Here is a 23,649-nt window from a genome sequence, read left to right as displayed (position 1 = left end):
CAATTCCGTGGATGGCGAACGGAATTGGCGTACCCCCACGCAACGAACCAACAGAACACGGAGCCCCCCACATGAAGCTCTCCGTACCCGGACGCGCCGCGGCAGCCGCCGTCATAGCCGTCACCGGACTCCTCACCACCAACGCGATGTCCTCCGCGGCCCCCGCCCCCACAGCGGCAGCCCCCGACATCTCCGTGGCCAACGTCCAGGGCCACCTCTCGCAGCTGCAGAACATCGCCTCGTCCAACGGCGGCAACCGCGCCCACGGCAGTGCGGGCTACAAGGCCTCGATCGACTACGTGAAGGGCAAGCTGGACGAGGCCGGATTCACCACCTCGCTCCAGGAGTTCACCTCCAACGGCAAAACCGGCTACAACCTGATCGCGGACTGGCCCGGCGGCGACGCCGACCAGGTCGTCATGGCGGGCTCGCACCTCGACAGCGTCGACTCGGGCCCCGGCATCAACGACAACGGCTCCGGTTCGGCCGCGATCCTGGAGACCGCGCTCACCGTGGCGCGCGAGCAGTACAAGCCGGCCAAGCACCTGCGGTTCGCCTGGTGGGGCGCCGAGGAGCTGGGGCTCGTCGGCTCCTCGCACTACGTCGACAAGCTGCCCGCGGGCGAGCGCTCGAAGATCAAGGGCTATCTGAACTTCGACATGATCGGCTCCCCGAACCCGGGCTACTTCGTCTACGACGACGACCCCACCATCGAGAAGACCTTCAAGGACTTCTACGGCGGCCTCGACCTCGCCACGGAGCCGGACGAGGAGGGCGACGGCCGCTCCGACCACGCGCCGTTCAAGGACGCGGGCGTCCCGGTCGGCGGACTGTTCAGCGGCGCCGACTACAAGAAGACCGCCGAGCAGGCCCAGAACTGGGGCGGCACGGCCGGTGAGCCGTTCGACAAGTGCTACCACTCCGCCTGCGACACGGAGTCGAACATCGACGGGACCGCGCTCAACCACAACAGTGACGCGGTGGCGTACGCGGTGTGGGGGCTGTCCGCTTAGCGCCTGGCCCGGCTCGGCTCGGCCCCACAGTCCGAGCTCGCAGCCCGAGTTCCCCTGGACGCAATTACCTGCGCGTGCATATAGTGCAGGCGCAGGTAATTGCACGGTCCTCGCGACCGTGCGCCGCCACGCCACACTCCCAGGGGGCCCACCATGACCCGCACGTTCCTCTTCGTCCTCGGCAGCGCCCGCCCCGACGGCAACACGGAGACATTGGCCCGCAAGGCAGCCGAACAGCTCCCGGCCGACGTCGAGCAGCGCTGGCTGAACCTCGCCGACCACCCGCTGCCCGACTTCGAGGACCTGCGCCACGACAGCACACGCCCGCGTGCCCGCCCCCGGCCCTCCGGCGACAACGAGGCGCTGCTCCTGGACGCCACCCTCGACGCCACGGACATCGTCATCGTGTCGCCCCTGTACTGGTACTCCCTCTCGGCCACCACCAAGCGCTACCTCGACTACTGGGACGCGTGGCTCGAGGTCCCGGAGGTCGACTTCAAGAACACCATGAAGGGCCGCACCTTGTGGGGCGTGACGGCGCTCGCCCACCGCGAGGAGGAGGTCGCGGACCCGCTGATCGGCACGCTGAACCACGTGGCCGCCTTCTTCCCGCTGCACTTCGGCGGCGTCCTGCTCGGCAACGGATCGAGGCCGGGCAACGTGCTCGACGACACCGAGGCCCTCGCCCGCGCCAAGACGTTCTTCGCGCAGGAGCCGCCGCTCGCCCGCTACCCGTACGAGAGCTGATGTCCCGAACGGCCGGCGGCCTTACGCCGTGATGTCCTTCGCCCCGAACCTCGCCCACGCCGCCGAGCCGAACAGGGCCGCGTACAGGCCCTGGAGGCCGAGGTTCTTGACCAGCTCGTCCCAGTAGACGGGCTCGCGCATCAGATCCGCGAAGGACAGCCAGTAGTGCGAGAAGAAGTACGGCTGGATGGCGTGCAGTTGGGGGATCTGGTCGAGGATCTGGATGGTGATCAGCAGGCCGACCGTCGTCGCCATCGCCGCGATGCCGCTGCTGGTCAGCGTCGACACGAAGAGACCGAGCGCCGCCACCCCGATCAGTGACGCGGCGACCACGAGGGCGATGAGCAGGGCCCGCAGCAGCCCTTCGCCGAAGCCGATCCGGGTGCCGGAGATCGTGGTGACCTCGCCGAGCGGGAAGAGCAGCGCCCCGACGGCGAGCGCGGAGAGGGCCACGACGAGGGTCGCGACCAGGCAGAACGTCATCGCTGTCGCGTACTTGGCGAGCAGCAGGCGCGTCCGTCCCGCCGGGGCGACGAGCAGATAGCGCAGCGTCCCCGCGCTGGACTCGCCCGCGATGGAGTCGCCCGCGACGACACCGACCGCCATGGGCAGGAAGAAGGGGAGGGTCGCGGCGAGCGCGGTGAAGACCAGGAACAGGCCGTTGTTGGTGACCTGTGCGATGAACGCCGGGCCCCCCGCCTCGCCGCCGCCCCCGCCGAGCGTCGAGCCGTCGCTGGTCTCGATCTTGACGGCGACGCCCACGAGGATCGGTACGGCGGCGAGCACGCCGAGCAGTGCGAGGGTCCGCCAGCGGCGGAAGGTGATGCCGAGCTCGCTGCGGAAGATCCCGAAGGTCCAGATCCGCCGCACCTTCGGTGGGCCCATCGCCACTGGTGCGTCGTCCCGTACGCCGTCGATCTCAGCCCGCGACATCGAAGCCCTCCCCCGTCAGCGCCACGAACGCGTCCTCCAGCGAGGCCCGTTCGACGCCGAATCCCCGCACTCGTACGCCCGCACCGACCAACGCGGCGTTCAGCTCGGCGAGGTCCGTGCCGCTCTCCGTGCCCGGCGGTTCGCCCGTCACGCGGTCCTCCGTCACGACGAGATCCGTCACGCCGAGTTCCTTCAGGACGCGCACCGCGTCGCCCGTGTCCGGCGTCGTGACGACCAGGCGCCCGCGCGCACCCGCGGCGAGTTCGGCGACGGGGCCCTGGGTGATCAGACGGCCCTGCGCCATCACCGCGGCATGCGTGCAGACCTGCTCGATCTCGTCCAGGAGGTGCGAGGAGAGGAACACCGTCGTGCCCTCCGACGCCAATTCCCTTACCAGCGCCCGGATCTCGCGCATGCCCTGCGGATCGAGGCCGTTGGTCGGCTCGTCGAGCACGAGGAGCCTGCGCGGCTGGAGCAGCGCGGCGGCGAGACCGAGGCGCTGCTTCATCCCGAGCGAGTACGCCTTCGCCTTCTTGCCCGCGGCAGCCGTCAGCCCCACCCGGTCCAGGGCGGAGTCGGCACGGGCACGGCGGGTGCGCGGATCGGCGGTCGGGTCGGCGGCGTCGAACCGCAGGAGATTGTCGCGGCCGGAGAGGAAGCCGTAGAGCGCGGGGCCCTCGATGAGCGCGCCCACGTGCGGGAGCACGGCGCGGACCTCGCGCGGCATCGGGCGGCCAAGGACGCTGGCCTGGCCGGAAGTCGGCTCGATCAGGCCCATGAGCATCCGGATGGTGGTCGTCTTGCCCGAGCCGTTCGGCCCGAGGAACCCGAAGACACTTCCGGCGGGGACGGTGAGGCTCAGCCGGTCCACGGCGAGCTGCTTGCCGTAGCGCTTGGTCAGCCCGGACGTCTCGATGACACTCTCCGCCGCACCGCCGCTGCTGCCCGGCACCTCGCCCTCCCCCGCTCGAAGTCGTGACGGCGGGTCCGAGGCACCTGCCCGGCACCTCGGACCCGCCGCTCAATCGCCTTGCCGCAGCACGCTACTTGGCCGCGTTCGCCGCCTTCACCAGCGCTTCCTTGGTGACCGCGCCCGCGTAGACCTTGCCGTCCTCGGTGATGAGGGCGTTGATCAGACGCGTCTTGAAGACCGTGCCCTCACCGAAGTCGCCCGACACCTTGTCGCCGAGCGAGTCGAGGAAGTTCTGCGCGTCCGGCGGGACGTCGCCGGAGGCACCCGTCGGGAGGCCCTGGCCGCCCGGCAGTTCGAGCTCGGCGATGGAGTTCCAGCCCTTGCCGATGACGTTCAGTCCGTTCAGGCCCTCCATGCCCTTGTCGCCCTTGAACTCCTTGCCGCCGTCCTTGAAGCCGTGCTCCTCGGCGGCGTCGTCCCCCTCCGTGACCTTCGCGCCCTTGGGCGGCGTGAAGTCGAAGGTCGAGGCGGCCGGCTTGCCGAAGTCGACCTTGGTGAAGCCCGCGTCGACGACCGCGCTGCCGCCACCGGACGGGGTGAGGGTGAACTTCAGCGGCGTGCCGGTCTCGGAGTCCACGGCGACCGTGATCTGGCCGATCGTCGAGCCGGACTGCTTGGGCTTGATGACCAGGCGGTAGGCGTCGCGGCCGGCCACCTGCGCGGTGCCGTCCACCTTCACCGACGTCGTGTCGTCGGCCGCCTTCAGCGCTTCCTCGGCCAGCTCCTTGGGCGTGGAGGGGACATCCTCGGGGAGGTCCTTCGCACCGGAGTCCTTGTCGGAACCCTTGCCGGAGTCCCCGGCCTTGCCCGGCGACTTGGAGTGGTACGCCTCGTTCGACTTGCTGTCGTACGCCCACACGTCGTCGCCGTTGTGGATCAGGCTGTACTCGGCGGCGTCGTCCAGGATCGACAGCTTCTGCTTGTCGGGGCCGTCGGCGGCGACGCGCAGCGTGTGCGTGCCGGTCGCCAGCTCCATCAGCTTCGCCTGCGGGTCGGCGGCCGAGCCCTCGCCGTCCCCGCCCTCGCCGCCGCCCTCGCCGCCGCCCGAGCCGCCGCCCGGGGCGAAGCCGCCGGCCATGTCGCCGCCGAAGGACGGCAGGCCGAGGTCGGTGCTGATCTTTACAGTGCCCGAGAGCTGCTCCGTGTCCGACGCGGCGATCTTCTCGATGAGTTCCTGGGCGGTGACGTCGGGCAGCTTGGGGTCGCCCGACGTGGCGAGCGCCGGGACGAGCCCGATGGTCGCCGCCGCCACCCCCGCCACCGCGACGGGGACCACGTAACGCGCCGCCTTGCGACGGCCCGCGCGCAGCTCCCCGCTCTCGCTGGTGTTCTGCTCCGGTTCGTACGGTGCCATTGTGTGCCCTACCTCCGTGGTCGGCGGCGGCCTTCCCAGTACGTGCGTGCGTCCACTCCTCGCCGCCATTCTCACCCGAACAGGTCAGGAGTGGTTGTTCTTGCCGGACCTTGCTTGTCTCCATACGACCAAATCGGCCAGCGAGAAGCGTCAGACCCCGGGAGCAACTCCACGTACTGCTGTGGGATGACAAAAAGCGGCGGCGCCTCCCCCGACCAGTAGGGGAAGCGCCGCCGAACACTCAGGGGTCAGCGCTGCACGAAGACGTAATCCGCCTTGTACGGGACCTCCGCGATGGCGCCCTTCTCGCAGTCACCCGCGGGCGCGACCCCGCCCACCGTGTTCAGGCGCAGGATCTCCGCGGTGCCGGCGAGCAGCCCGCGCGGCTTGCCCGTCTGCGTGGCCGCCAGGTCGAGTTCGGGGATGTTCTTCTCGCCGTTCGGGGTCCTGGAGATCAGCTTGCCGGTGACCTGGCTGCGGTCGGGGGCGGTCCAGCGCGGGGTGCCCGAGTTGGGGGCGACGAAGTCGTGCGCGATGCCCCCGCCGAGCCTCGCGCGCACGTCGCGCTGCGCGAAGGCGAACTTGCCGGAACCGTCCTCGGCCTTCTTGCACTCGTAGATCTGCTTGCCCTTGAGCACCGGGGCCTGGAAGTTGGCCGCCGCGTCACGGAAGTCGAAGTCCGTGGTCACCTTGTGGAGCTGGCCGCGGACCGCGCCGCCGGGGAACTCGGCGGTGTGCAGGTTGGCGTAGAAGCTGTTCGGGTCGGCCTTCAACTGCCGCAGCAGCGCCGCGTCGTGGACCTTGACCGTGCCCGTCACGCGATGGCCCTTGCTCTTGCCGAGCAGCCCGGTGAAGTCGATCTTGACACCGCCGTTGGTGCCCTTGGCGCCCTGGTGGACGTGGAGGGCGGTCGGCTTGTCCGTGCCGCGCCACTTGACGCTGACCGACACCTTGTCGCCCTTGACCTGGACGAATTCGAGCGCCCGGCCGTCCTTGTCGCCCACCGCGGGGCCGCCCTGCACGGGCACCTCGTTCGCGCCGTTCATGCTCGCCACGAAGACGGCTCCCCCGCTGCCGGTGCTGGCGCTCGTGCTCGCGCCGCTGCTGCCGTGGCCCGTGCCCCCGTCGTGCGCCCCCGCGGACGGTGCCGCGACCGCCACGCCTCCCGCGGCGGCGACGGCCACACCGGCGGCGAGCAGAGCCCGGCGGCGGTGCGCGAACATGCCGGACGTACCAAAAGTACCCATGGTCAGAAATCTCCCCGTACCTGAGCCGACGCCCCACTGCGTCGACTTCCGGGCATAGGTACGGATTGAATCCGATCCTGGACTCAATCCAGGACCGACCAGAGAGTGTGACCTAGGTCACGCACATCGCGCCACGGCGACAGGCTCAGCCCGCCCGGTGCACGACCAGATCGCAGAGCTCGACGAGGGACGTCTTCGCGTCGCAGTCCCGCAGCGGCGCGAGCGTGTCCCGCGCCTCCTCCGCGAACCGCACGGTGTCCTTGCGCGCCTGCTCCAGGGCCGGGTGGGCCCGCAGCCGGGCCAGCGCCTCGGCGTGCCGCGCGTCGTCCGTCAGGTCCGAGTCCAGGAGCTCCGACAGGGCGATGTCCTCGGGGAGCCCGAGCTTCTCCACCCGCTCACGCAGGCGCAGGACCGGAAGGGTGGGGATGCCCTCGCGGAGGTCTGTGCCCGGAGTCTTGCCGGACTCGTGCGAGTCGGAGGCGATGTCCAGTACGTCGTCGGCGAGCTGGAAGGCGACGCCGAGCCGCTCCCCGTACTGGGTCAGGACGTCCACGACGGTCTCGTCGGCGCCGGACATCATGGCGCCGAAACGGCACGCCACGGCGACGAGCGAGCCGGTCTTGCCGCCGAGCACGTCCAGGTAGTGGTCGATCGGGTCGCGGCCCTCGGTGGGCCCCGCCGTCTCCAGGATCTGACCGGTGACCAGGCGCTCGAACGCCTCCGCCTGGATGCGGACGGCGTCCGGGCCGAGGTCGGCCAGGATGTACGAGGCGCGGGCGAAGAGGAAATCACCCGTGAGGACGGCGACGGAGTTGCCCCAGCGCTGGTTGGCGCTCTCGACGCCGCGGCGCACGTCCGCCTCGTCCATCACGTCGTCGTGGTAGAGCGTCGCGAGGTGCGTCAGCTCGACGACGACGGCGGAGGGCACGACGCCCGGCGCGTACGGATCGCCGAACTGCGCGGCGAGCATCACGAGGAGCGGCCTGAACCGCTTGCCGCCCGCGCGCACCAGATGCTGCGCGGCCTCCGTGATGAAGGGGACCCCGCTTTTGGTGGCGTCGAGCAGACCTTCCTCGACGGCCGCCAATCCGGCCTGGACATCGGCTTCGAGAGCCTGGTCCCGCACGCTGAGGCCGAAGGGCCCGACGACGGTCACGAGGGGTTCTCCTGTCTGCTGACGATCACAAGTCGGTCACTCGGTCGATCATCACTCGGTCGATCTTCGCGCGATGACGGGATCGATGACACGGTTTGTCGATGTGTCGCTGCCATCGCACAAGTCAGCGTATCCGGTCGCCTTTCGATCACAGTGGGCACCCGCCTGTGCAATGCCGCCCAGGCGGCGTGCGATGACCGCCGGTATGTTCTTGATCAGCTGATACGCCCCAGAACCAACGGGAGCAGAACCTTTGTCCCGCATCGAGCCCGACATCGAACCGCCCGCGGAGCCGTCGACGGAGCCGCCGCCCGGTGACGACCACGCCTTCTTCGGGCAGCCGCGCGGACTTCTCACCCTCTCGGGGCTCGAGGTCTGGGAGCGTTTCTCGTTCCTCGGCATGCAGGCCATCCTCGTCCTGTACTTCGCGGACTCGGTCGCGAACGACGGAATGGGCATGGATCCCGGGACCGCCGCCTCGGTGTCGGCGGCGTACGGAACACTCGTCTATCTCGTCTCGGTGGCCGGCGGCTGGCTCGCCGACCGCATCCTCGGCTCGTACCGCGCGGTCCTGTGGGGCGGCATCCTCATCGCCTGCGGCCACTACTCGATGGCCGTCCCGACGGCGACGATGACCTGGGTCGGCCTCGGTCTGATCAGCGCGGGCACCGGCCTGCTCAAGCCGAACGTCGCCTCGATGGTCGGCAAGCTCTACCGCACCGACGACGACCGGCGCGACGCGGGCTTCGCGCTGTACTACATGGGCATCAACATCGGCGCCTTCGCGGGCCCGCTGATCACCGGCTGGCTCGGCGATCACAAGGGCTGGCACTGGGGCTTCTCGGCGGCCGCGATCGGCATGACGTTCGGCCTGGTCCAGTACGTGCTCGGGCGCCGCCACCTCGCCGGGCGCAAGGCGTCGGCGGAATTCGCGCTCCCCACGGACGCGATGCGCCGCGCGGTCCTCCTGATCGTCGTGGGCGCCGTCGCGTTCGCCGCCCTCGCGGGTGTGCTCGCCGCCGCCGGCTGGCTCACGATGGACCGCTTCGTCGACCTGCTCACCGTCATCTCGGTGATCGCGCCGATCGTCTACTTCGCGGTCATGTTCCGCAGCCCACGGGTGACGCCCAAGGAGCGCGGCCGTCTCAGGCCGTACGTGGTGCTCTTCCTCGCCTCGGTCGTCTTCAACTTCATCCTCTTCCAGGCCTACTCGACGATGATCCTGCTCGCGTCGACGAACGCCGAGACGTCGATCCTCGGCTTCACCTTCCCCGCGAGCTGGTACGCCTCCGCGCTCGGCGCCTTCGAGGTCGCCCTCGCCCCCGTCGTCGCCGCGGTCTGGGCGCGGATGGGTCACCGCCAGCCGCACGCCTCCAACAAGATCGCGTTCGGCGTGATCCTGGGCGGCCTGTCGTTCCTGCTGATGGTGCTCCCCACCTCCGGGCACGGCGACGACACGTACAAGATGGCGGTCTGGTGGATCGTCGGCTCGTATCTGCTGCTCGGCCTCGGCGACATCCTCGTGGAGACCTCGGGCATGTCGGCGACGACGAAACTCGCACCGCGGGCCTTCGCCAGCCAGACCATGGCCCTCTGGTTCCTCTCGCTCGCCCTCGCCAACGGCATCCAGGCGCAGGTCGTGAAGGTGTACGGAGAGGTCTCCAACCCGGCGTACTTCGGCGTGAACGGCGCGATCGCGGTGGCCGCCGGTGTGGCCGTCATCCTGCTCGCCCCATGGCTGCGCCGCACCATGCACCCCGTCCACTGAGGACACCGAGGACACACAGGCCACAGAGGACACCGAGGCCACAGAGGACACAGAGGTTCCCCCCATGCAGACCATGCAGATTCGCCAGTCCTTCCCGTACGAGACCACCCGCGAAGACGTCCAGGTACCCCTCCCGGACGGGACCAAGCTGTACGCGCGCATCTGGCGCCCGGTGACGGACGAACCCGTCCCCGCGCTCCTGGAGTACCTCCCCTACCGGCTGAGCGACTGGACGGCGCCCCGCGACTTCCAGCGCCACCCCTGGTACGCGGGCCATGGCTACGCCTCCGTGCGCGTGGACGTGCGGGGGCACGGCAACTCGGAGGGCATGCCGACCGACGAGTACTCCCCGGTCGAGCTCGCCGACGGGGTCGAGGTCGTCAACTGGCTCGCCGAGCAGCCCTGGTGCACGGGCAAGGTCGGCATGTTCGGCATCTCCTGGGGCGGCTTCAACTCCCTCCAGATCGCGGCCCTCGCGCCCGAGCCGCTCAAGGCGGTCGTCACGGTCTGCTCCGCGGACGACCGCTATGACAACGACGTGCACTACATGGGTGGTTCCGTCCTCGCGGTGGACATGCACGCGTGGGCGGCGACGATGCTCGCCTTCGTCTCCCGGCCCCCGGACCCGCTGTTCGTCGGCGACCGCTGGCGGGAGATGTGGCTGAGCCGCCTCGAAGCCGTGGACCCCTTCATCCACACCTGGCTCGACCACCAGACCCGGGACGAGTACTGGCAGCACGGCAGCGTCTGCGAGGACTACTCCGCGATCGGCGCGGCGGTGCTCGCGGTGGGCGGCTTCCACGACCCCTACCGGGACACGGTCCTGCGTCTGGTCGAGCATCTGCCGGGAGACGTAAGGGGATTGATCGGCCCGTGGTCGCACCAGTACCCCGACCGGGGCCTGCCGCCGGGTCCCGCGATCGGCTTCCTCCAGGAGACGCTGCGCTGGTGGGACCACCACCTCAAGGGCATCGACACGGGCATCATGGCGGAGCCGAAGCTGCGCTCCTGGATCAGCGACTCGCACCCGCCGGCGACGGTGTACGCCGAGCTGCCGGGCGGCTGGGTCGGCGACCCCTCCTGGCCCTCGCCGAACGTCACCCCGACCCCGTACGCCCTCCAGGGCGCCCCGGTGATCGTGAACTCCCCCCAGCACACGGGCCTGGACGCGGGCCGCTACTTCCCCTTCGGCAACGACGCGGACCTCCCGCCGGACCAGCGGGACGAGGACGCGAAGTCGGCGTGCTTCGAGTTCGAGGTCCCCTCGGCCGTACGCATCCTGGGCCGCCCCAAGGTGAAGCTGCGCCTGACCATGGACACCCCGGCCGGGCAGGCGATCGCGCGGGTCTGCGACGTGGCACCGGACGGTTCGTCGACCCTGGTCACGCGAGGCGTGCTGAACCTCTCCGCCCGCAACGGCCGGGACAGGGTGGACCCATGGCCGGTGGGAGAGACACAGGACGTCACCTTCGAACTGAACGCGATCGGCCACACCTTCCCGCCCGGCCACAAGATCAGGCTCGCGGTCTCGTCCGCGTACTGGCCGTGGATCTGGCCGCAGGCGGACTCGGCGGGCTTCGTCCTGGACCCGGCGGGCAGCGCCCTGGAACTCCCCGTACGCCAGGGCGACTTGGACCCCTTCATCACGTTCGCCGCTCCGGAGCAGTCGGAGCCCCTAGGGGTGATGTACCCGGCGACACTCGACGAGCCGCGTCCCGAGCGCCTGGTCGTACGCGATGTGGCGAAGGGCGAGTGGCGCCTGGAGGTGGACCCGCGCTACGGCGGTACGCGGGTCTACCCGGACGGCCTCGAATTCACCGAGGACGCGGTGGAGGCGTACACGATCAACCAGTCCGACCCGCTCTCCGCCCGTACCCGCTCCGACTGGTTCATCCGGCTGCACCGCCCCGAGCTGGCCTGGGACGTGTCGATCACCTCCCGCTCCGAGATCACGTGCGACGCGGCGGACTTCATCACGTCGAACGAGGTGGTGTGCAAGGAGGGGGACGAGGTCGTCTTCCACCGGACGTGGGAGAAGCGGATCCCGAGGACGGCGGGCTAGCGCCCTACTTCCGGGCGGCGAGCAACCGCTCGAGCACGACGGCCACCCCGTCGTCCTCATTGGACGAAGTCACCTCGTCGGCCGCGGACTTGAGGTCGGGGTGGGCGTTGGCCATGGCGACGCCACGGGCCGCCCAGACGAACATCGGCACGTCATTGGGCATGTCCCCGAAGGCGAGGGTGTCCTCGGCGGTCATCCCGAGCCGCTCGGCGGCCAGGGCGAGCCCCGTCGCCTTGGTCACCCCGCGCGGCTGGAGCTCGACGGTGCCGGGCCCCGACATGGTGACGGTGGCGAGGGGCCCGACGGCATCGCGGGCGACGGCGGCCAACTCATCGTCGCTCAGCTCGGGATGGCGCAGGAGCACCTTGCTGATGGGCTCGGACCAGAGCGCGTCACGCTTGTGCACGCGCACGGCGGGCAAGGTGGGGTGCGGCATCAGATACCCCGGCTCGATGAGGGTGAGCCCGTCCACACCGTCCTGGTCGACGGCGGCGTAGACCTGCCCGACCTCCGCCTCGATCTTCCCGAGCGCGGCCTCGGCCAGCTCACGGTCGAGCGTCACGGACCAGATCATGCGATCGGCCCCGGCGTCGTACAACTGCGCCCCCTGGCCGCAGACGGCGAGGCCACCGCCGCCCAGATCGTCGAGGAGCGGCTTCACCCGGGGCGCGGGCCGGCCGGTCACCACCAGGTGGTGCGCCCCCGCCCCGGCCGTCGCGGACAGCGCGGCCAACGACCGGTCGGAGACGGTGTCGTCGCCGCGCAGCAGCGTCCCGTCCAGGTCAGTGGCGATGAGTGAATATGCGAGGGGTGCAGCCATGATCCAGAGAATACGGATCCCGGGCGCTGCCGATAGCAACGTCACAAGAGCTGTGACGCGCGAAGTGCGCTGGTCGCACAACCGGCGCTCACAGGAGGCTCACAGGATTCACCGGGACGTGTCCCCTGGACCCGTCCCTACGGTATGACTTGGCCCGGAAATCACGCGTGGGAGACGGCGTGCCCTTCCCGGGCCGCGCCCCTCACCTGTGTGCCGACGCCAAGTGCCCCACCAACCGCGGCGAGGCGAACTCCGTCCCGCACACGAAGCGCATCACCGGGCCGTACGACGCCGCCGCCGGAAGCCCGGTGAAGTACAGGCCCGGGACCGACGAGACATAGCCCGCGCCCAGTTTCGGGGTGCCTCGGCTCGTGGCGAGACGGGCGCGCAGTGCGGGGCCCAGGAAGTCCATCGCGGCGACGTCGACGCGGTAGCCCGTCGCCGCGATGACATGGTCGGCGGAGAGTTCGCGGATACGGCCGCCCAGGGTCTCCACCCGCAGGACGGGGCTGCCCTCCCGGACGTCCGCCGACATGACGCGACGGACCTCGCGCTTCTCGACCTTGCCCTCGAAGCGCTCCCGCAGCCACCACGCTCCCAGCGGTCCGAGAATGCGGCGGACCAGGTAGTGGCGGGCCTGCGGGGGCAGGTAGCGGTAGGGGTGGGGGTAGTAACTGATCGCGTACAGCGACCAGGCGCGGCCGAACGGCGACTCGGGGCGCAGCTTCGGCTGCTCCCACGGAGGCGCCCCGAAGGCCACCGACCCCCTGCCGCGCGCCACCACCTTGACGCTCGCGCCCGCTTCGGCCGCCAGCGCGGCCGTCTCCAGGGCCGACTGCCCCGCGCCGACCACGAGCAGCTCACGCCCCGCGAACCGCGACAGGTCGCTGTGCTGCGAGCTGTGTGACACGGGCCCGGTGGCAGAGGGGCCGTCCGGTACGGCGGCGGCGAGCGCGGGCGGCAGTTGCGCGAGCCCCGAGAGTCCGCTCGCGACCACGACCGCGCGGGCCGTGAACTGCTCGCCGGAGTCCAGCTTCAGGTCGAAACCCGCCGTGCCCTTGCGGTCCACCGAGACCACCCGCACCTGCTCCAGGTCGGGCACGAGTCTCTCCTTGAACCACTCCCCGTAGGCGACGAAGGTCTCGATCGGGATGATGTCCTCGTCGGTGACCAGACGCGGAATGCCCGCCGCCTCGCAGTAGTCGACGAGGGTGTGGCCGCGCTGCGGCGCGTCGATGTTCGAGGCCACGGGGGTCGATTTCAGGAGCATGCCCGCGGGCATGTGCGCCCGCCAGCTCACCATCGGGTCACCGAAGACCCGTACCGGAATCCCGCGGGCCCGCAGATGGGCCGCGGTGGACAGGCCGAACGGCCCCGCCCCGATCACTGCTACCGGATGGATCACGAAGTCCCTCCCCAGGACGTCACTTGCCGCGTGTGCCGTGTGCCTACTTCGTGGGTGATGAACTGCTGCCGCGGCGGTTGGTCCGCCACAGTTGGTAGAGATGCTTCGCCCCGGGCCGCACGAAACGCGCGAGCATCGTGAAGAACGGCTTCATGTCGTCCGCCGCCAGCCACGCCAGTTCCGTGCCGTTCGCGCGTGGGGGCGCGTGCGGGGTCGTGTAGCCGCTGCGGCGGTAGGCGAGGAGGGCGGGCAGGTCGATGTTCTCCACGACATACCGGTGCCCGGCGCGCTGTTCCCCCTTGGGAACCGGGCGCCCCGTCAGGTGCAGATGCATGGCGCGGACCACATCGATCCCGGACTCGCTCTCGAAGAGCCGGAATTGCGCACCCATACGGGGGTTGAAGTCGAGCAGTTTGTACTGACCGTCCCGCCGGTCGAAGCGGAGGTCGAGGTCGATGACGCCGGTGAAGCCGATCTGTTTGATGAAACGAGCGGCGAGGTCCGCGAGTTCCGGATTGTCGACGACGTACGCATGCGCCGTCATTCCCGCGTGCGGCGGCCAGGAGCGCACCTTGACGCCCGTGAACATCGCGCGCGGCGCCGAGTCCGCGTCGAAGTACGCGTGCACGATCCAGTCCTCGGCCTGCTCCCGCGGCAGATACTCCTGGAGGATCACCCCGGGCCGCTCGCCCCAGCCACGGGCGAGGCAGAGCAGGCCCTCCGGGGTCGCTATGCGCGTCGTCCCGTTCACCGCGGGTCTGGAGCGGCGCGTGAACGCCTCGCGGTTCTTGGCGACCACCGGGAAGGTCGCCCCGGCGGCGAACTCCGCCACGTCTCCGTAACTCTCGGGGAAGGACGCGGCGGGCGAGGCGATGCCGTGCTCCACGCACAGCTCGTGCAGGCCCTGCTTGCTGGCGAGGCGGCGGGGCAACCCCGGCTCCACGCGCGGGAAGAGGAACCCCGCGGCGGCCAACGGCTCCTGGTGCTCGGCGATGAGGACGGCCGCTTCCTCGTCGGTCGGGATCAGGACCGTGGGTCTGCCGATCCGGCGCGCGATGCGCAGCATCCCCTCGACGAGCCGCCGCGGCTCCTCCACCCCGGTGGTCGGCCAGGGAAAAGCGCCGGTCAGATGGCGGGAGGCCGCCGCCGGCGTGTAACGGTCCTCCGTGATCGCGTACATGGGCACGCCGAGCCTTCCGAGGCTGCGGATCGCGCCCACGCCGCCGTGGTGCAACGGATAGTTGCCGAACTTCACGATCAGGCCGGGCACCTCACGGTCCACCGCGAAGGGCAGGCTGTCATTCCTCATGGCCACGGGTCCCCCCACGTGTCCCTCCGTATGACCCGGACCCACCCCGTCCGCGTCCCCCCAAAGGACGCTAAGCCGGAACTGACCACTCCAGCAAGATTTATTCGGACATTGCGAACTCTTTAGACACTGCCCCAACCGAGGGTTCCCACGTAACGTGTGGCACACCCATATGGAAAGCGAGGCAGGTACGCATGTCCGAGCACACCCCGCTCGATCCGGCAGGGAGCGACCCTTCCGCCCACTCCGTAGGCGACCCCTTCGCTCTCGCGGAGGGTGATCCCTTCGGGCCGCACAATCTCCCGTACGGCGTGTTCTCCCTGGCCACAGGCCCCGAGGGCGCGTCCGCAGCCGGAGAGCGCCGCGTCGGCGTACGGCTCGGCGATCACGTCCTGGACGCGGGTGCGGCGGCCGCGGCGCTCGGCTCGCCCTATGTCTCGCTGCTCGCCCGGCCCACGCTCAACCCGCTGCTCGCCGCGGGCCGCACGGCCTGGTCGGATGTGCGGCGCGCGCTCACGGCCTGGGTCACGATCCCGGCGCACCGCGAAGTCGTGCGCCCCCTCATGTACCCCCTGTCCGAGGTCACGCTGCACCTCCCCTTCGAGGTCGCGGACTACGTGGATTTCTACGCCTCCGAGCACCACGCGTCACACCTGGGGCAGATCTTCCGTCCGGACGCACCGTCCCCGCTGACCCCCAACTGGAAGCACCTCCCCATCGGTTACCACGGCCGGTCCGGCACCGTTGTGGTCTCCGGCACCGAGGTGGTACGCCCCTCGGGGCAGCGCAAGGCTCCCGCGGAGACGGCCCCGGTCTTCGGGCCCTCCGTCCGTCTCGACATCGAGGCCGAGGTCGGCTTCGTCGTGGGTACGCCGTCGGAGCTGGGCACGCCGGTGCCGCTCGCGGACTTCCGTGAGCACGTCTTCGGGCTGACCCTCCTCAACGACTGGTCGGCGCGCGACATCCAGGCGTGGGAGTACGTCCCGCTCGGACCGTTCCTCGGCAAGTCCTTCGCCACCTCGGTCTCTGCGTGGATCACTCCCCTCGAGGCCCTGGACGCGGCGCGGGTCGCCCCTCCGGAGCGCACGCATGAACTCCTGCCCTACCTGGACGACTCGGCGGAGTCCGTCGCCGACGAACCCGGCGGCTACGACCTGCGCATCACCGTGGCCCTGAACGGCCACGTCATCTCCGAGCCGCCCTTCTCCACCGTCTACTGGACGGCCGCCCAGCAGCTGGCCCACATGACGGCGAACGGCGCGTCCCTGCGCACGGGCGACCTGTACGGCTCGGGCACCGTGAGCGGTCCCTCCGAGGGGCAGTACGGCTCCCTCATCGAGATCACCTGGAACGGCCGCGACGCTCTTGTCCTCCCGGACGGGAAGCGGACGTTCCTCGAGGACGGCGACGAGGTCACGCTGACGGCGTGGGCCCCGGGGCCGGACGGGACGCGGGTTGGCCTGGGCGAGGTCTCTGGCAGGGTCGCCCCGGCCCGTTAGGTCGTCTGCTGCGCCGTCTTGGCTGGTCGCGCCCACGCGGCGGAGCCGCAAATGTCAGAGCCCCGCGCCCCTGCGGGGCGCTCCCTGCTCGGCTGGTCAGAAGTCCTCCGGGGGCTCCGGCCACTCCTCCTCCGGGGGCTCCGGGGGCTCTGTAGTCTGCGGAGCCCCCGGAGCCGCCGCTCCCCCGAGCTCCGCCAGGACCCCCAGCACTCCCTCTCCGTACGTCGCCAGTTTCTTCTCGCCGAGGCCGCTGATGCCGCCGAGCTCCGCCAGGGACGACGGACGCAGCGTGGCGATCTCCCGCAGCGTGGCGTCATGGAAGATCACGTACGCCGGGAGGCCCAGCTCCTTGGCCTGCGCGCCGCGCCATGCCCGCAGCGCCTCGAACACCGGCACCGCTTCCTGAGGCAGTTCGGCGACCGCCGCCGCGGCCTTCGCCTTGCGCTCCCCCTTCGCGCCCTTCGCCGCGGCCGGCCGCTTCGGCTCCTTGCGCAACCGCACCTCCCGCTCCCGGCCGAGGACGGAACCGCTCTCCTCGGTCAGGACCAGCGTGCCGTACTCCCCCTCGACCGCGAGCAGCCCCTGGGCCAGCAACTGCCGCACCACGCCCCGCCATTCGGCCTCCGCGAGCTCCTCGCCGATACCGAAGACCGAGAGCTGGTCGTGGTCGAACTGGATGACCTTGGCGGTCTTCTTGCCGAGCAGGATGTCGATGATCTGGCCCGCGCCGAACTTCTGGCCGCGCTCGCGCTGGAGCCGCACGATCGTGGAGAGGACCTTCTGGGCCGGGACCGTGCCGTCCCAGGTCTCCGGGGGCGTCAGGCACGTGTCGCAGTTGCCGCAGGACGGGGCGTCCGCGTCCTGGCCGAAGTACGTGAGGAGTTGGGCCCTGCGGCACTGGGCCGTCTCGCACAGGGCCAGCATCGAGTCCAGATGCGAGGCCGCCCGGCGGCGGAACGCCTCGTCGCCCTCGCTGCCCTGGATCATCTTCCGCTGCTGGACGACGTCCTGCAGCCCGTACGCCATCCAGGCCGTGGAGGGCAGTCCGTCGCGGCCCGCGCGGCCCGTCTCCTGGTAGTACCCCTCGACCGACTTCGGCAGGTCGAGGTGGGCGACGAACCGGACGTCCGGCTTGTCGATGCCCATGCCGAAGGCGATCGTGGCGCAGACGACCAGGCCCTCCTCGCGCAGGAAGCGGGACTGATGGGCGGCGCGCGTCCCGCCGTCGAGACCCGCGTGGTACGGAACGGCCTCGATGCCGTTGCGGCACAGGAACTCGGCGGTCTTCTCCACCGAATTGCGCGAGAGGCAGTAGACGATGCCCGCGTCGCCCGGGTGCTCCTCCTTGAGGAAGGCCAGGAGCTGCTTCTTCGGCTCGGCCTTCGGCACGATGCGGTACTGGATGTTGGGCCGGTCGAAGCTCGCCACGAAGTGCTTGGCGTCCGGCATGCCGAGCCGCTCGGTGATCTCCCGGTGCGTGGCGTGCGTCGCCGTCGCCGTGAGCGCGATCCGCGGCACGTCCGGCCAGCGCTCGCCGAGGAGGGAGAGCGCCAGATAGTCCGGGCGGAAGTCGTGGCCCCACTGCGCGACGCAGTGCGCCTCGTCGATCGCGAAGACGGAGATCTTGGCGCGGGAGAGCAGGTCGAGCGTCCCCTCCAGGCGCAGCCGCTCCGGCGCCAGATACAGCACGTCGAGTTCCCCCGCGAGGAACTCGGCCTCCATCACGCGCCGCTCGTCGAAGTCCTGCGTGGAGTTGATGAACCCGGCCCGCACGCCGAGTGCCCGCAGCGCGTCCACCTGGTCCTGCATGAGCGCGATGAGGGGGGAGATGACGACGCCGGTGCCGGGCCGCACCAGGGCCGGGATCTGATAGCAGAGCGACTTGCCGCCGCCGGTGGGCATCAGCACGACGGAGTCCCCGCCCGCGACCACGTGGTCGATGATCGCTTCCTGCTCACCGCGGAACGCGTCATACCCGAAGACGCGGTGCAGCGTCCGCAGCGCGTCACTCTCCGCCACCGCGCCGCTCTCCGCCACCGTGCCCGCTACGGCCACCTCACTCATGCCATCGTTCCCATCCATCGCCCTGCCCCCGTACGTCGCGCTTCGACCACAGACTCCACGATAGGGCTCCGGACCGACACCTCGGGAAGTTATCCACAGGCCGCCGCCCGGCACCCCTGTCGGACGGGGTGCCGGGCGGCGGTGAAGGGAACAGGCGAGCTACCGGACGAAGACCCCCGCCTGGTTCGCCAGATCCAGGAAGTACTGCGGGGCCACGCCCAGGACCAGCGTCACCGCGACACCCACGCCGATCGCGGTCATGGTCAGCGGCGAGGGCACGGCGACCGTCGGGCCGTCCGCCTTCGGCTCGCTGAAGAACATGAGCACGATCACGCGGATGTAGAAGAACGCCGCGATCGCGGACGAGATCACACCGACCACGACCAGCGCGCCCGCACCACCCTCCGCGGCCGCCTTGAACACCGCGAACTTCCCGGAGAACCCGGAGGTCAGCGGAATGCCGGCGAAGGCGAGCAGGAACACCGCGAAGACCGCCGCGACCAGCGGCGAGCGCCGGCCGAGCCCCGCCCACTTCGACAGGTGCGTGGCCTCGCCGCCCGCGTCCCGCACCAGCGTGACCACCGCGAACGCGCCGATCGTCACGAAGGAGTAGGCCCCCAGGTAGAAGAGGACCGACGAGATGCCGTCCGGCGTCATGGCGATGACACCGGCGAGGATGAACCCCGCGTGGGCGATCGAGGAGTACGCGAGCAGCCGCTTGATGTCCGTCTGGGTGATCGCGACGATCGCGCCGGCCAGCATCGTGAGGATCACGACGCCCCACATCACGGGCCGCCAGTCCCAGCGAAGGCCCGGCAGCACCACGTACAGGAGCCGGAGCAGCGCGCCGAAGGCGGCCACCTTCGTCGCCGCGGCCATGAAGCCGGTGACCGGGGTGGGCGCGCCTTCGTACACGTCCGGGGTCCACATGTGGAACGGCACCGCGCCGACCTTGAAGAGCAGGCCCATGACGATCATCGCGGCACCGATCAGGAGCAGCGCGTCGTTGCCCATGGTGTCGGCGAGCGCGGGATTGACCTCCTGGACGCTGCCGTCGATGACCTTGGCGATCGTGCCGTACGACACCGAGCCCGCGTACCCGTAGAGCAGGGCGATCCCGAAGAGCAGGAACGCCGAGGAGAACGAGCCGAGCAGGAAGTACTTGACGGCGGCTTCCTGCGACATCAGGCGCTTGCGGCGGGCGAGCGCGCACAGCAGGTAGAGCGGCAGCGAGAAGACCTCAAGGGCGATGAAGAGCGTCAGGAGGTCGTTCGCCGACGGGAAGACGAGCATCCCGCCGATCGCGAAGAGCGCGAGCGGGAACACCTCGGTGGTGGTGAACCCTGCCTTCGTGGCGGCCTTTTCCCCTTCGCTGCCCGGCGTCGACCCGGCTTGCGCGGCGAACGAGTCCACGCGCTTGCCGTGCGCCACCGGGTCGAGCCGCCGCTCGGCGAAGGTGAAGATCGCGACGAGTCCCGCCAGGAGGATCGTGCCCTGGAGGAAGAGCGCGGGTCCGTCGACCGCGATCGCGCCCATCGCCGCGATCTTGGCCTTCGTCGTGCCGTACCCGGTGGCCGCGAGTCCGACGACCGCGGCGAAGGCCGCGGTGAGGGCGACGACCGCCACGAACACCTGCGCGTAGTAACGGGACTTGCGCGGCACGAAGGCCTCGATGAGGATCCCGAGCACCGCCGCGCCGATGACGATCAACGTCGGTGACAGCTGCCCGTACTCGATCGTGGGAGTGTCGATCTTGTCGATCTGATCCTGGGGCGCCGCGGCCGACGCCATTGTCCACAGGCTGTGGACAGCCGATGCGCTCACTTGGCCGCCTCCACGTCGGGCTTCGGGTCCTTCTGCTGTACGTCGGACATGGTGTGCTTGACCGCCGGGTTGACCAGGTCGGTGAGCGGCTTCGGGTAGACACCGAGGCCGATCAGGAGCGCGATCAGCGGTGTGACGACCAGGAGTTCACGCACCCGCAGGTCCGGCATGGCGGAGACCTCCGGCTTCACCGGGCCCGTCATCGTCCGCTGGTAGAGGACGAGGGTGTAGAGCGCGGCGAGCACGATGCCGATGGTGGCGATGATCCCGACCACGGGATAGCGCGCGAACGCGCCGACCAGGACCAGGAACTCACTCACGAACGGCGCGAGGCCCGGCAGCGAGAGCGTCGCGAGACCACCGATCAGGAACGTGCCGGCGAGCACCGGCGCGACCTTCTGCACCCCTCCGTAGTCCGCGATGAGCCGCGAACCGCGCCGCGAGATCAGGAAGCCGGCCACCAGCATCAGGGCCGCGGTCGAGAGCCCGTGGTTGACCATGTAGAGCGTCGCGCCGGACTGGCCCTGCGAGGTCATCGCGAAGATGCCGAGAATGATGAACCCGAAGTGCGAGATCGACGCGTACGCCACCAGGCGCTTGATGTCGCGCTGGCCGACCGCGAGCAGTGCGCCGTAGACGATGCTGACCAGCGCGAGCACGAGGATGACCGGCGTCGCCCACTTGCTCGCCTCGGGGAAGAGCCCGAGGCAGAAACGCAGCATCGCGAACGTGCCGACCTTGTCGACGACTGCCGTGATCAGTACGGCGACGGGCGCCGTGGACTCGCCCATCGCGTTCGGCAGCCAGGTGTGCAGCGGCCACAGCGGGGCCTTCACCGCGAAGGCGAAGAAGAAGCCGAGGAACAGCCACCGCTCGGTGCTGGTCGCCATCTCCAGGGTGCCGTTGGCCCGCGCCTCGGTGATCTCCTGGAGCGAGAAGTTCCCCGCCACCACATAGAGCCCGATGACCGCGGCCAGCATGATCAGGCCGCCGACGAGGTTGTAGAGAAGGAACTTCACCGCGGCGTACGAGCGCTGCGCCGACGCCTTCTCGTCGCTGCCCGCGTGGGCACGGTCCCCGAAGCCGCCGATGAGGAAGTACATCGGGATGAGCATGGCTTCGAAGAAGATGTAGAAGAGGAAGACGTCGGTGGCCTCGAAGGAGAGGATCACCATCGCCTCGACGGCCAGGATCAGGGCGAAGAAGCCTTGAGTCGGGCGCCAGCGCGAGGACTTCGTCTCCAGGGGATCGGCGTCATGCCAGCCCGCCAGGATGATGAAGGGCATCAGGAGCGCGGTCAGGGCGATGAGGGCGACACCGATGCCGTCCACGCCCAGTTCGTACCGCACCCCGAATTCCGCGATCCACGAGCGGGACTCGGTGAGTTGATAGCGGGCCCCGTCGGGGTCGAACCGCACGAGCACGGTCACGGCGAGCGCGAGCGTGGCGAGCGACACGAGCAGCGCGAGCCACTTGGCGGCGGTCCGCCGGGCGGCCGGGACGGCCGCCGTGGCGATCGCCCCGATCGCGGGCAGGGCCGCCGTCGCTGTCAGCAGAGGAAAGGACATCGGTATCAGACCGCCCTCATCAGCAGGGTCGCGGCGATGAGTACCGCAACGCCGCCGAACATCGAGACCGCGTAGGAGCGGGCATAGCCGTTCTGCATCTTGCGCAGCCGCCCGGAGAGCCCGCCGACCGAGGCCGCCGTGCCGTTGACGACTCCGTCGACCAGGGTGTGGTCGACGTAGACCAGGGAGCGGGTGAGGTGCTCTCCGCCGCGGACCAGGACGACGTGGTTGAAGTCGTCCTGGAGGAGGTCGCGCCGGGCCGCCCGGGTGAGCACCGAACCGCGCGGGGCGGTGACCGGGACGGGACGGCGGCCGTACTGGAAGTAGGCGAGGCCCACACCGATGAGCAGGACCACCATGGTGGCGCCCGTGACCGTGGCGGCGCTCAGCGGAGAGTGGCCGTGGTCGTGGCGGGTGACCGGCTCAAGCCAGTGCATGAAGCGGTCGCCGATGCTGAAGAACCCACCCGCGAAGACCGACCCGAAGGCCAGCACGATCATCGGGATCGTCATGGACCTGGGCGACTCGTGCGGATGCGGTTCGTTGCCCTCCGCGTCCGGCTGCCAGCGCTTCTCGCCGAAGAACGTCATGATCATCACGCGCGTCATGTAGAACGCGGTGATCGCGGCGCCGAGCAGCGCGACCGAGCCGAGGATCCAGCCCTCCGTGCCGCCCTTGGCGAACGCCGCCTCGATGATCTTGTCCTTGGAGAAGAAGCCGGACAGACCGGGGAAGCCGATGATCGCCAGATAGCCGAGCCCGAAGGTGACGAAGGTGACCGGCATGTACTTCCGCAGGCCGCCGTACTTCCGCATGTCGACCTCGTCGTTCATGCCGTGCATGACCGAACCGGCCCCGAGGAAGAGCCCGGCCTTGAAGAAGCCGTGCGTCACCAGGTGCATGATCGCGAAGACGTAGCCGATGGGGCCGAGGCCCGCGGCCAGGATCATGTACCCGATCTGGGACATCGTCGACCCGGCGAGGGCCTTCTTGATGTCGTCCTTCGCGCAACCGACGATCGCACCGAAGAGGAGCGTGACCGCGCCCACGACGGTGACGACGAGCTGCGCGTCCGGGGCGCCGTTGAAGATCGCGCCGGAGCGGACGATCAAGTACACGCCGGCGGTCACCATCGTCGCCGCGTGGATCAGGGCCGAGACCGGGGTCGGGCCCTCCATCGCGTCGCCGAGCCAGGACTGCAGCGGCACCTGGGCCGACTTGCCGCACGCCGCGAGCAGCAGCATCAGGCCAATGGCCGTCAGCTTGCCCTCCGACGTCTCACCCGTGGCCTCCATGACGGGCCCGAAGGCGAACGTCCCGAAGGTGGTGAACATCAGCATGATGGCGATCGACAGGCCCATGTCGCCGACCCTGTTGACCAGGAAGGCCTTCTTCGCGGCGGTGGCCGCACTGGGCTTGTGCTGCCAGAAGCCGATCAGGAGGTACGAGGCGAGGCCGACGCCCTCCCATCCGACGTACAGGAGCAGGTAGTTGTCGGCGAGGACGAGGATGAGCATCGCCGCGAGGAACAGGTTCAGATAGCCGAAGAAGCGGCGGCGCCGCTCGTCGTGCTCCATGTACCCGATGGAGTAGATGTGGATCAGGGTGCCCACACCCGTGATCAGCAGGACGAACGTCATCGACAGCTGGTCGAGCTGGAAGGCGACGTCCGCCTGGAAACCCTCCACGGGAATCCAGCTGAACACGTGCTGCGACAGGGAGCGCTCGTCGGCGCCCTTGCCCAGCATGTCGGCGAAGAGCATCACACCGATGACGAAGGAGGCGGCCGCGAGCAGCGTGCCGAGCCAGTGGCCGACACGGTCCAACCGCCGCCCGCCGCACAGCAGTACGGCCGCTCCGAGCAGAGGCGCCGCTACGAGCAGCGCGATCAGGTTCTCCACTTTTCA

General features: G+C 69.9%; 17 protein-coding genes. 5 read left to right on the top strand and 12 right to left on the bottom strand.

Going from position 1 to position 23,649, the window contains the following annotated elements; translation table 11 throughout:
- Positions 1 to 71 precede the first annotated feature (71 nt).
- Together ACWFRU_RS33950 and ACWFRU_RS33945 are read left to right on the top strand one after the other, a co-directional pair.
- Positions 72 to 1,013 (top strand): M28 family metallopeptidase, encoded by a 942-nt coding sequence (locus tag ACWFRU_RS33950; protein ID WP_453691963.1) that lies wholly within the window; start codon positions 72 to 74, stop codon positions 1,011 to 1,013.
- Between the two features lie 153 nt (positions 1,014 to 1,166).
- Positions 1,167 to 1,760: a flavodoxin family protein gene (locus ACWFRU_RS33945; RefSeq protein ID WP_453691962.1), complete on the top strand. Its 594-nt coding sequence runs from the start codon at positions 1,167 to 1,169 to the stop codon at positions 1,758 to 1,760.
- Between the two features lie 21 nt (positions 1,761 to 1,781).
- On the opposite strand, the gene ACWFRU_RS33940 is transcribed toward ACWFRU_RS33945, so the two are convergent.
- The 5 genes from ACWFRU_RS33940 to ACWFRU_RS33920 form a co-directional block, all read right to left on the bottom strand.
- A complete protein-coding gene (locus ACWFRU_RS33940) occupies positions 1,782 to 2,693 on the bottom strand; it encodes an ABC transporter permease (RefSeq protein ID WP_453691961.1) in 912 nt (303 codons plus the stop codon).
- A complete protein-coding gene (locus ACWFRU_RS33935) occupies positions 2,680 to 3,645 on the bottom strand; it encodes an ABC transporter ATP-binding protein (protein WP_453691960.1) in 966 nt (321 codons plus the stop codon). Before ACWFRU_RS33935 ends, ACWFRU_RS33940 begins: the two co-directional genes overlap by 14 nt.
- A gap of 91 nt (positions 3,646 to 3,736) precedes the next feature.
- Complete coding sequence (locus ACWFRU_RS33930; protein ID WP_453691959.1) at positions 3,737 to 5,020, bottom strand: LolA family protein; 1,284 nt, start codon at positions 5,018 to 5,020, stop codon at positions 3,737 to 3,739.
- A gap of 248 nt (positions 5,021 to 5,268) precedes the next feature.
- Positions 5,269 to 6,267 carry a CHRD domain-containing protein gene (locus ACWFRU_RS33925; protein WP_453691958.1) on the bottom strand — a complete coding sequence of 333 codons (999 nt, stop codon included), beginning with the start codon at positions 6,265 to 6,267 and terminating at the stop codon, positions 5,269 to 5,271.
- A 145-nt stretch (positions 6,268 to 6,412) separates the two neighbouring features.
- Entirely contained in the window at positions 6,413 to 7,423 is a 1,011-nt protein-coding gene (locus ACWFRU_RS33920) for a polyprenyl synthetase family protein (protein WP_453691957.1), read from the bottom strand.
- 262 nt (positions 7,424 to 7,685) lie between these two features.
- On the opposite strand from ACWFRU_RS33920, the gene ACWFRU_RS33915 reads away from it, so the two are divergent.
- Together ACWFRU_RS33915 and ACWFRU_RS33910 are read left to right on the top strand one after the other, a co-directional pair.
- Positions 7,686 to 9,191 carry a peptide MFS transporter gene (locus ACWFRU_RS33915; RefSeq protein WP_453692022.1) on the top strand — a complete coding sequence of 502 codons (1,506 nt, stop codon included), beginning with the start codon at positions 7,686 to 7,688 and terminating at the stop codon, positions 9,189 to 9,191.
- A 73-nt stretch (positions 9,192 to 9,264) separates the two neighbouring features.
- Positions 9,265 to 11,253: a CocE/NonD family hydrolase gene (locus tag ACWFRU_RS33910; RefSeq protein ID WP_453692021.1), complete on the top strand. Its 1,989-nt coding sequence runs from the start codon at positions 9,265 to 9,267 to the stop codon at positions 11,251 to 11,253.
- A 4-nt stretch (positions 11,254 to 11,257) separates the two neighbouring features.
- On the opposite strand, the gene ACWFRU_RS33905 is transcribed toward ACWFRU_RS33910, so the two are convergent.
- From ACWFRU_RS33905 to ACWFRU_RS33895, 3 genes are all read right to left on the bottom strand, one after another.
- Positions 11,258 to 12,073 carry an HAD family hydrolase gene (locus ACWFRU_RS33905; RefSeq protein WP_453691956.1) on the bottom strand — a complete coding sequence of 272 codons (816 nt, stop codon included), beginning with the start codon at positions 12,071 to 12,073 and terminating at the stop codon, positions 11,258 to 11,260.
- Positions 12,074 to 12,275: 202 nt separating this feature from the next.
- The gene (locus ACWFRU_RS33900) at positions 12,276 to 13,478 is read right to left on the bottom strand and encodes an FAD-dependent oxidoreductase (RefSeq protein WP_453691955.1); all 1,203 of its coding nucleotides are present in this window, start codon (positions 13,476 to 13,478) and stop codon (positions 12,276 to 12,278) included.
- Between the two features lie 43 nt (positions 13,479 to 13,521).
- The gene (locus ACWFRU_RS33895) at positions 13,522 to 14,787 is read right to left on the bottom strand and encodes a carboxylate--amine ligase (protein WP_453691954.1); all 1,266 of its coding nucleotides are present in this window, start codon (positions 14,785 to 14,787) and stop codon (positions 13,522 to 13,524) included.
- Between the two features lie 194 nt (positions 14,788 to 14,981).
- Between ACWFRU_RS33895 and fahA the strand changes: the two genes are divergently transcribed.
- Positions 14,982 to 16,286: a fumarylacetoacetase gene (fahA, locus tag ACWFRU_RS33890; RefSeq protein WP_453691953.1), complete on the top strand. Its 1,305-nt coding sequence runs from the start codon at positions 14,982 to 14,984 to the stop codon at positions 16,284 to 16,286.
- Positions 16,287 to 16,382: 96 nt separating this feature from the next.
- On the opposite strand, the gene recQ is transcribed toward fahA, so the two are convergent.
- The 4 genes from recQ to nuoL all read right to left on the bottom strand — a co-directional run bounded on the left by recQ (position 16,383) and on the right by nuoL (position 23,643).
- Positions 16,383 to 18,350, bottom strand: a complete 1,968-nt coding sequence (gene recQ, locus ACWFRU_RS33885) for a DNA helicase RecQ (RefSeq protein WP_453691952.1) — start codon at positions 18,348 to 18,350, stop codon at positions 16,383 to 16,385.
- Between the two features lie 159 nt (positions 18,351 to 18,509).
- The gene (nuoN, locus tag ACWFRU_RS33880) at positions 18,510 to 20,174 is read right to left on the bottom strand and encodes an NADH-quinone oxidoreductase subunit NuoN (RefSeq protein WP_453397498.1); all 1,665 of its coding nucleotides are present in this window, start codon (positions 20,172 to 20,174) and stop codon (positions 18,510 to 18,512) included.
- Entirely contained in the window at positions 20,171 to 21,742 is a 1,572-nt protein-coding gene (locus ACWFRU_RS33875) for an NADH-quinone oxidoreductase subunit M (RefSeq protein WP_453691951.1), read from the bottom strand. Before ACWFRU_RS33875 ends, nuoN begins: the two co-directional genes overlap by 4 nt.
- A gap of 5 nt (positions 21,743 to 21,747) precedes the next feature.
- Entirely contained in the window at positions 21,748 to 23,643 is a 1,896-nt protein-coding gene (nuoL, locus tag ACWFRU_RS33870) for an NADH-quinone oxidoreductase subunit L (protein WP_453691950.1), read from the bottom strand.
- Positions 23,644 to 23,649: the final 6 nt, after the last annotated feature.

It is taken from the genome of Streptomyces sp. NPDC055099 (assembly GCF_053607685.1).
This window is presented reverse-complemented; position numbering and strand designations above follow the sequence as displayed.

Excerpts from the sequence above, each read along its gene's own strand:
- ACWFRU_RS33930 (WP_453691959.1), bottom strand. The coding sequence starts at position 5,020 with ATGGCACCGTACGAACCGGAGCAGAACACCAGCGAGAGCGGGGAGCTG.
- fahA (WP_453691953.1), top strand. The coding sequence starts at position 14,982 with ATGTCCGAGCACACCCCGCTCGATCCGGCAGGGAGCGACCCTTCCGCC.
- ACWFRU_RS33910 (WP_453692021.1), top strand. The coding sequence starts at position 9,265 with ATGCAGATTCGCCAGTCCTTCCCGTACGAGACCACCCGCGAAGACGTC.
- ACWFRU_RS33945 (WP_453691962.1), top strand. The coding sequence starts at position 1,167 with ATGACCCGCACGTTCCTCTTCGTCCTCGGCAGCGCCCGCCCCGACGGC.
- ACWFRU_RS33940 (WP_453691961.1), bottom strand. The coding sequence starts at position 2,693 with ATGTCGCGGGCTGAGATCGACGGCGTACGGGACGACGCACCAGTGGCG.
- ACWFRU_RS33950 (WP_453691963.1), top strand. The coding sequence starts at position 72 with ATGAAGCTCTCCGTACCCGGACGCGCCGCGGCAGCCGCCGTCATAGCC.
- recQ (WP_453691952.1), bottom strand. The coding sequence starts at position 18,350 with ATGAGTGAGGTGGCCGTAGCGGGCACGGTGGCGGAGAGCGGCGCGGTG.
- ACWFRU_RS33925 (WP_453691958.1), bottom strand. The coding sequence starts at position 6,267 with ATGGGTACTTTTGGTACGTCCGGCATGTTCGCGCACCGCCGCCGGGCT.
- ACWFRU_RS33895 (WP_453691954.1), bottom strand. The coding sequence starts at position 14,787 with ATGAGGAATGACAGCCTGCCCTTCGCGGTGGACCGTGAGGTGCCCGGC.
- ACWFRU_RS33905 (WP_453691956.1), bottom strand. The coding sequence starts at position 12,073 with ATGGCTGCACCCCTCGCATATTCACTCATCGCCACTGACCTGGACGGG.
- ACWFRU_RS33875 (WP_453691951.1), bottom strand. The coding sequence starts at position 21,742 with ATGTCCTTTCCTCTGCTGACAGCGACGGCGGCCCTGCCCGCGATCGGG.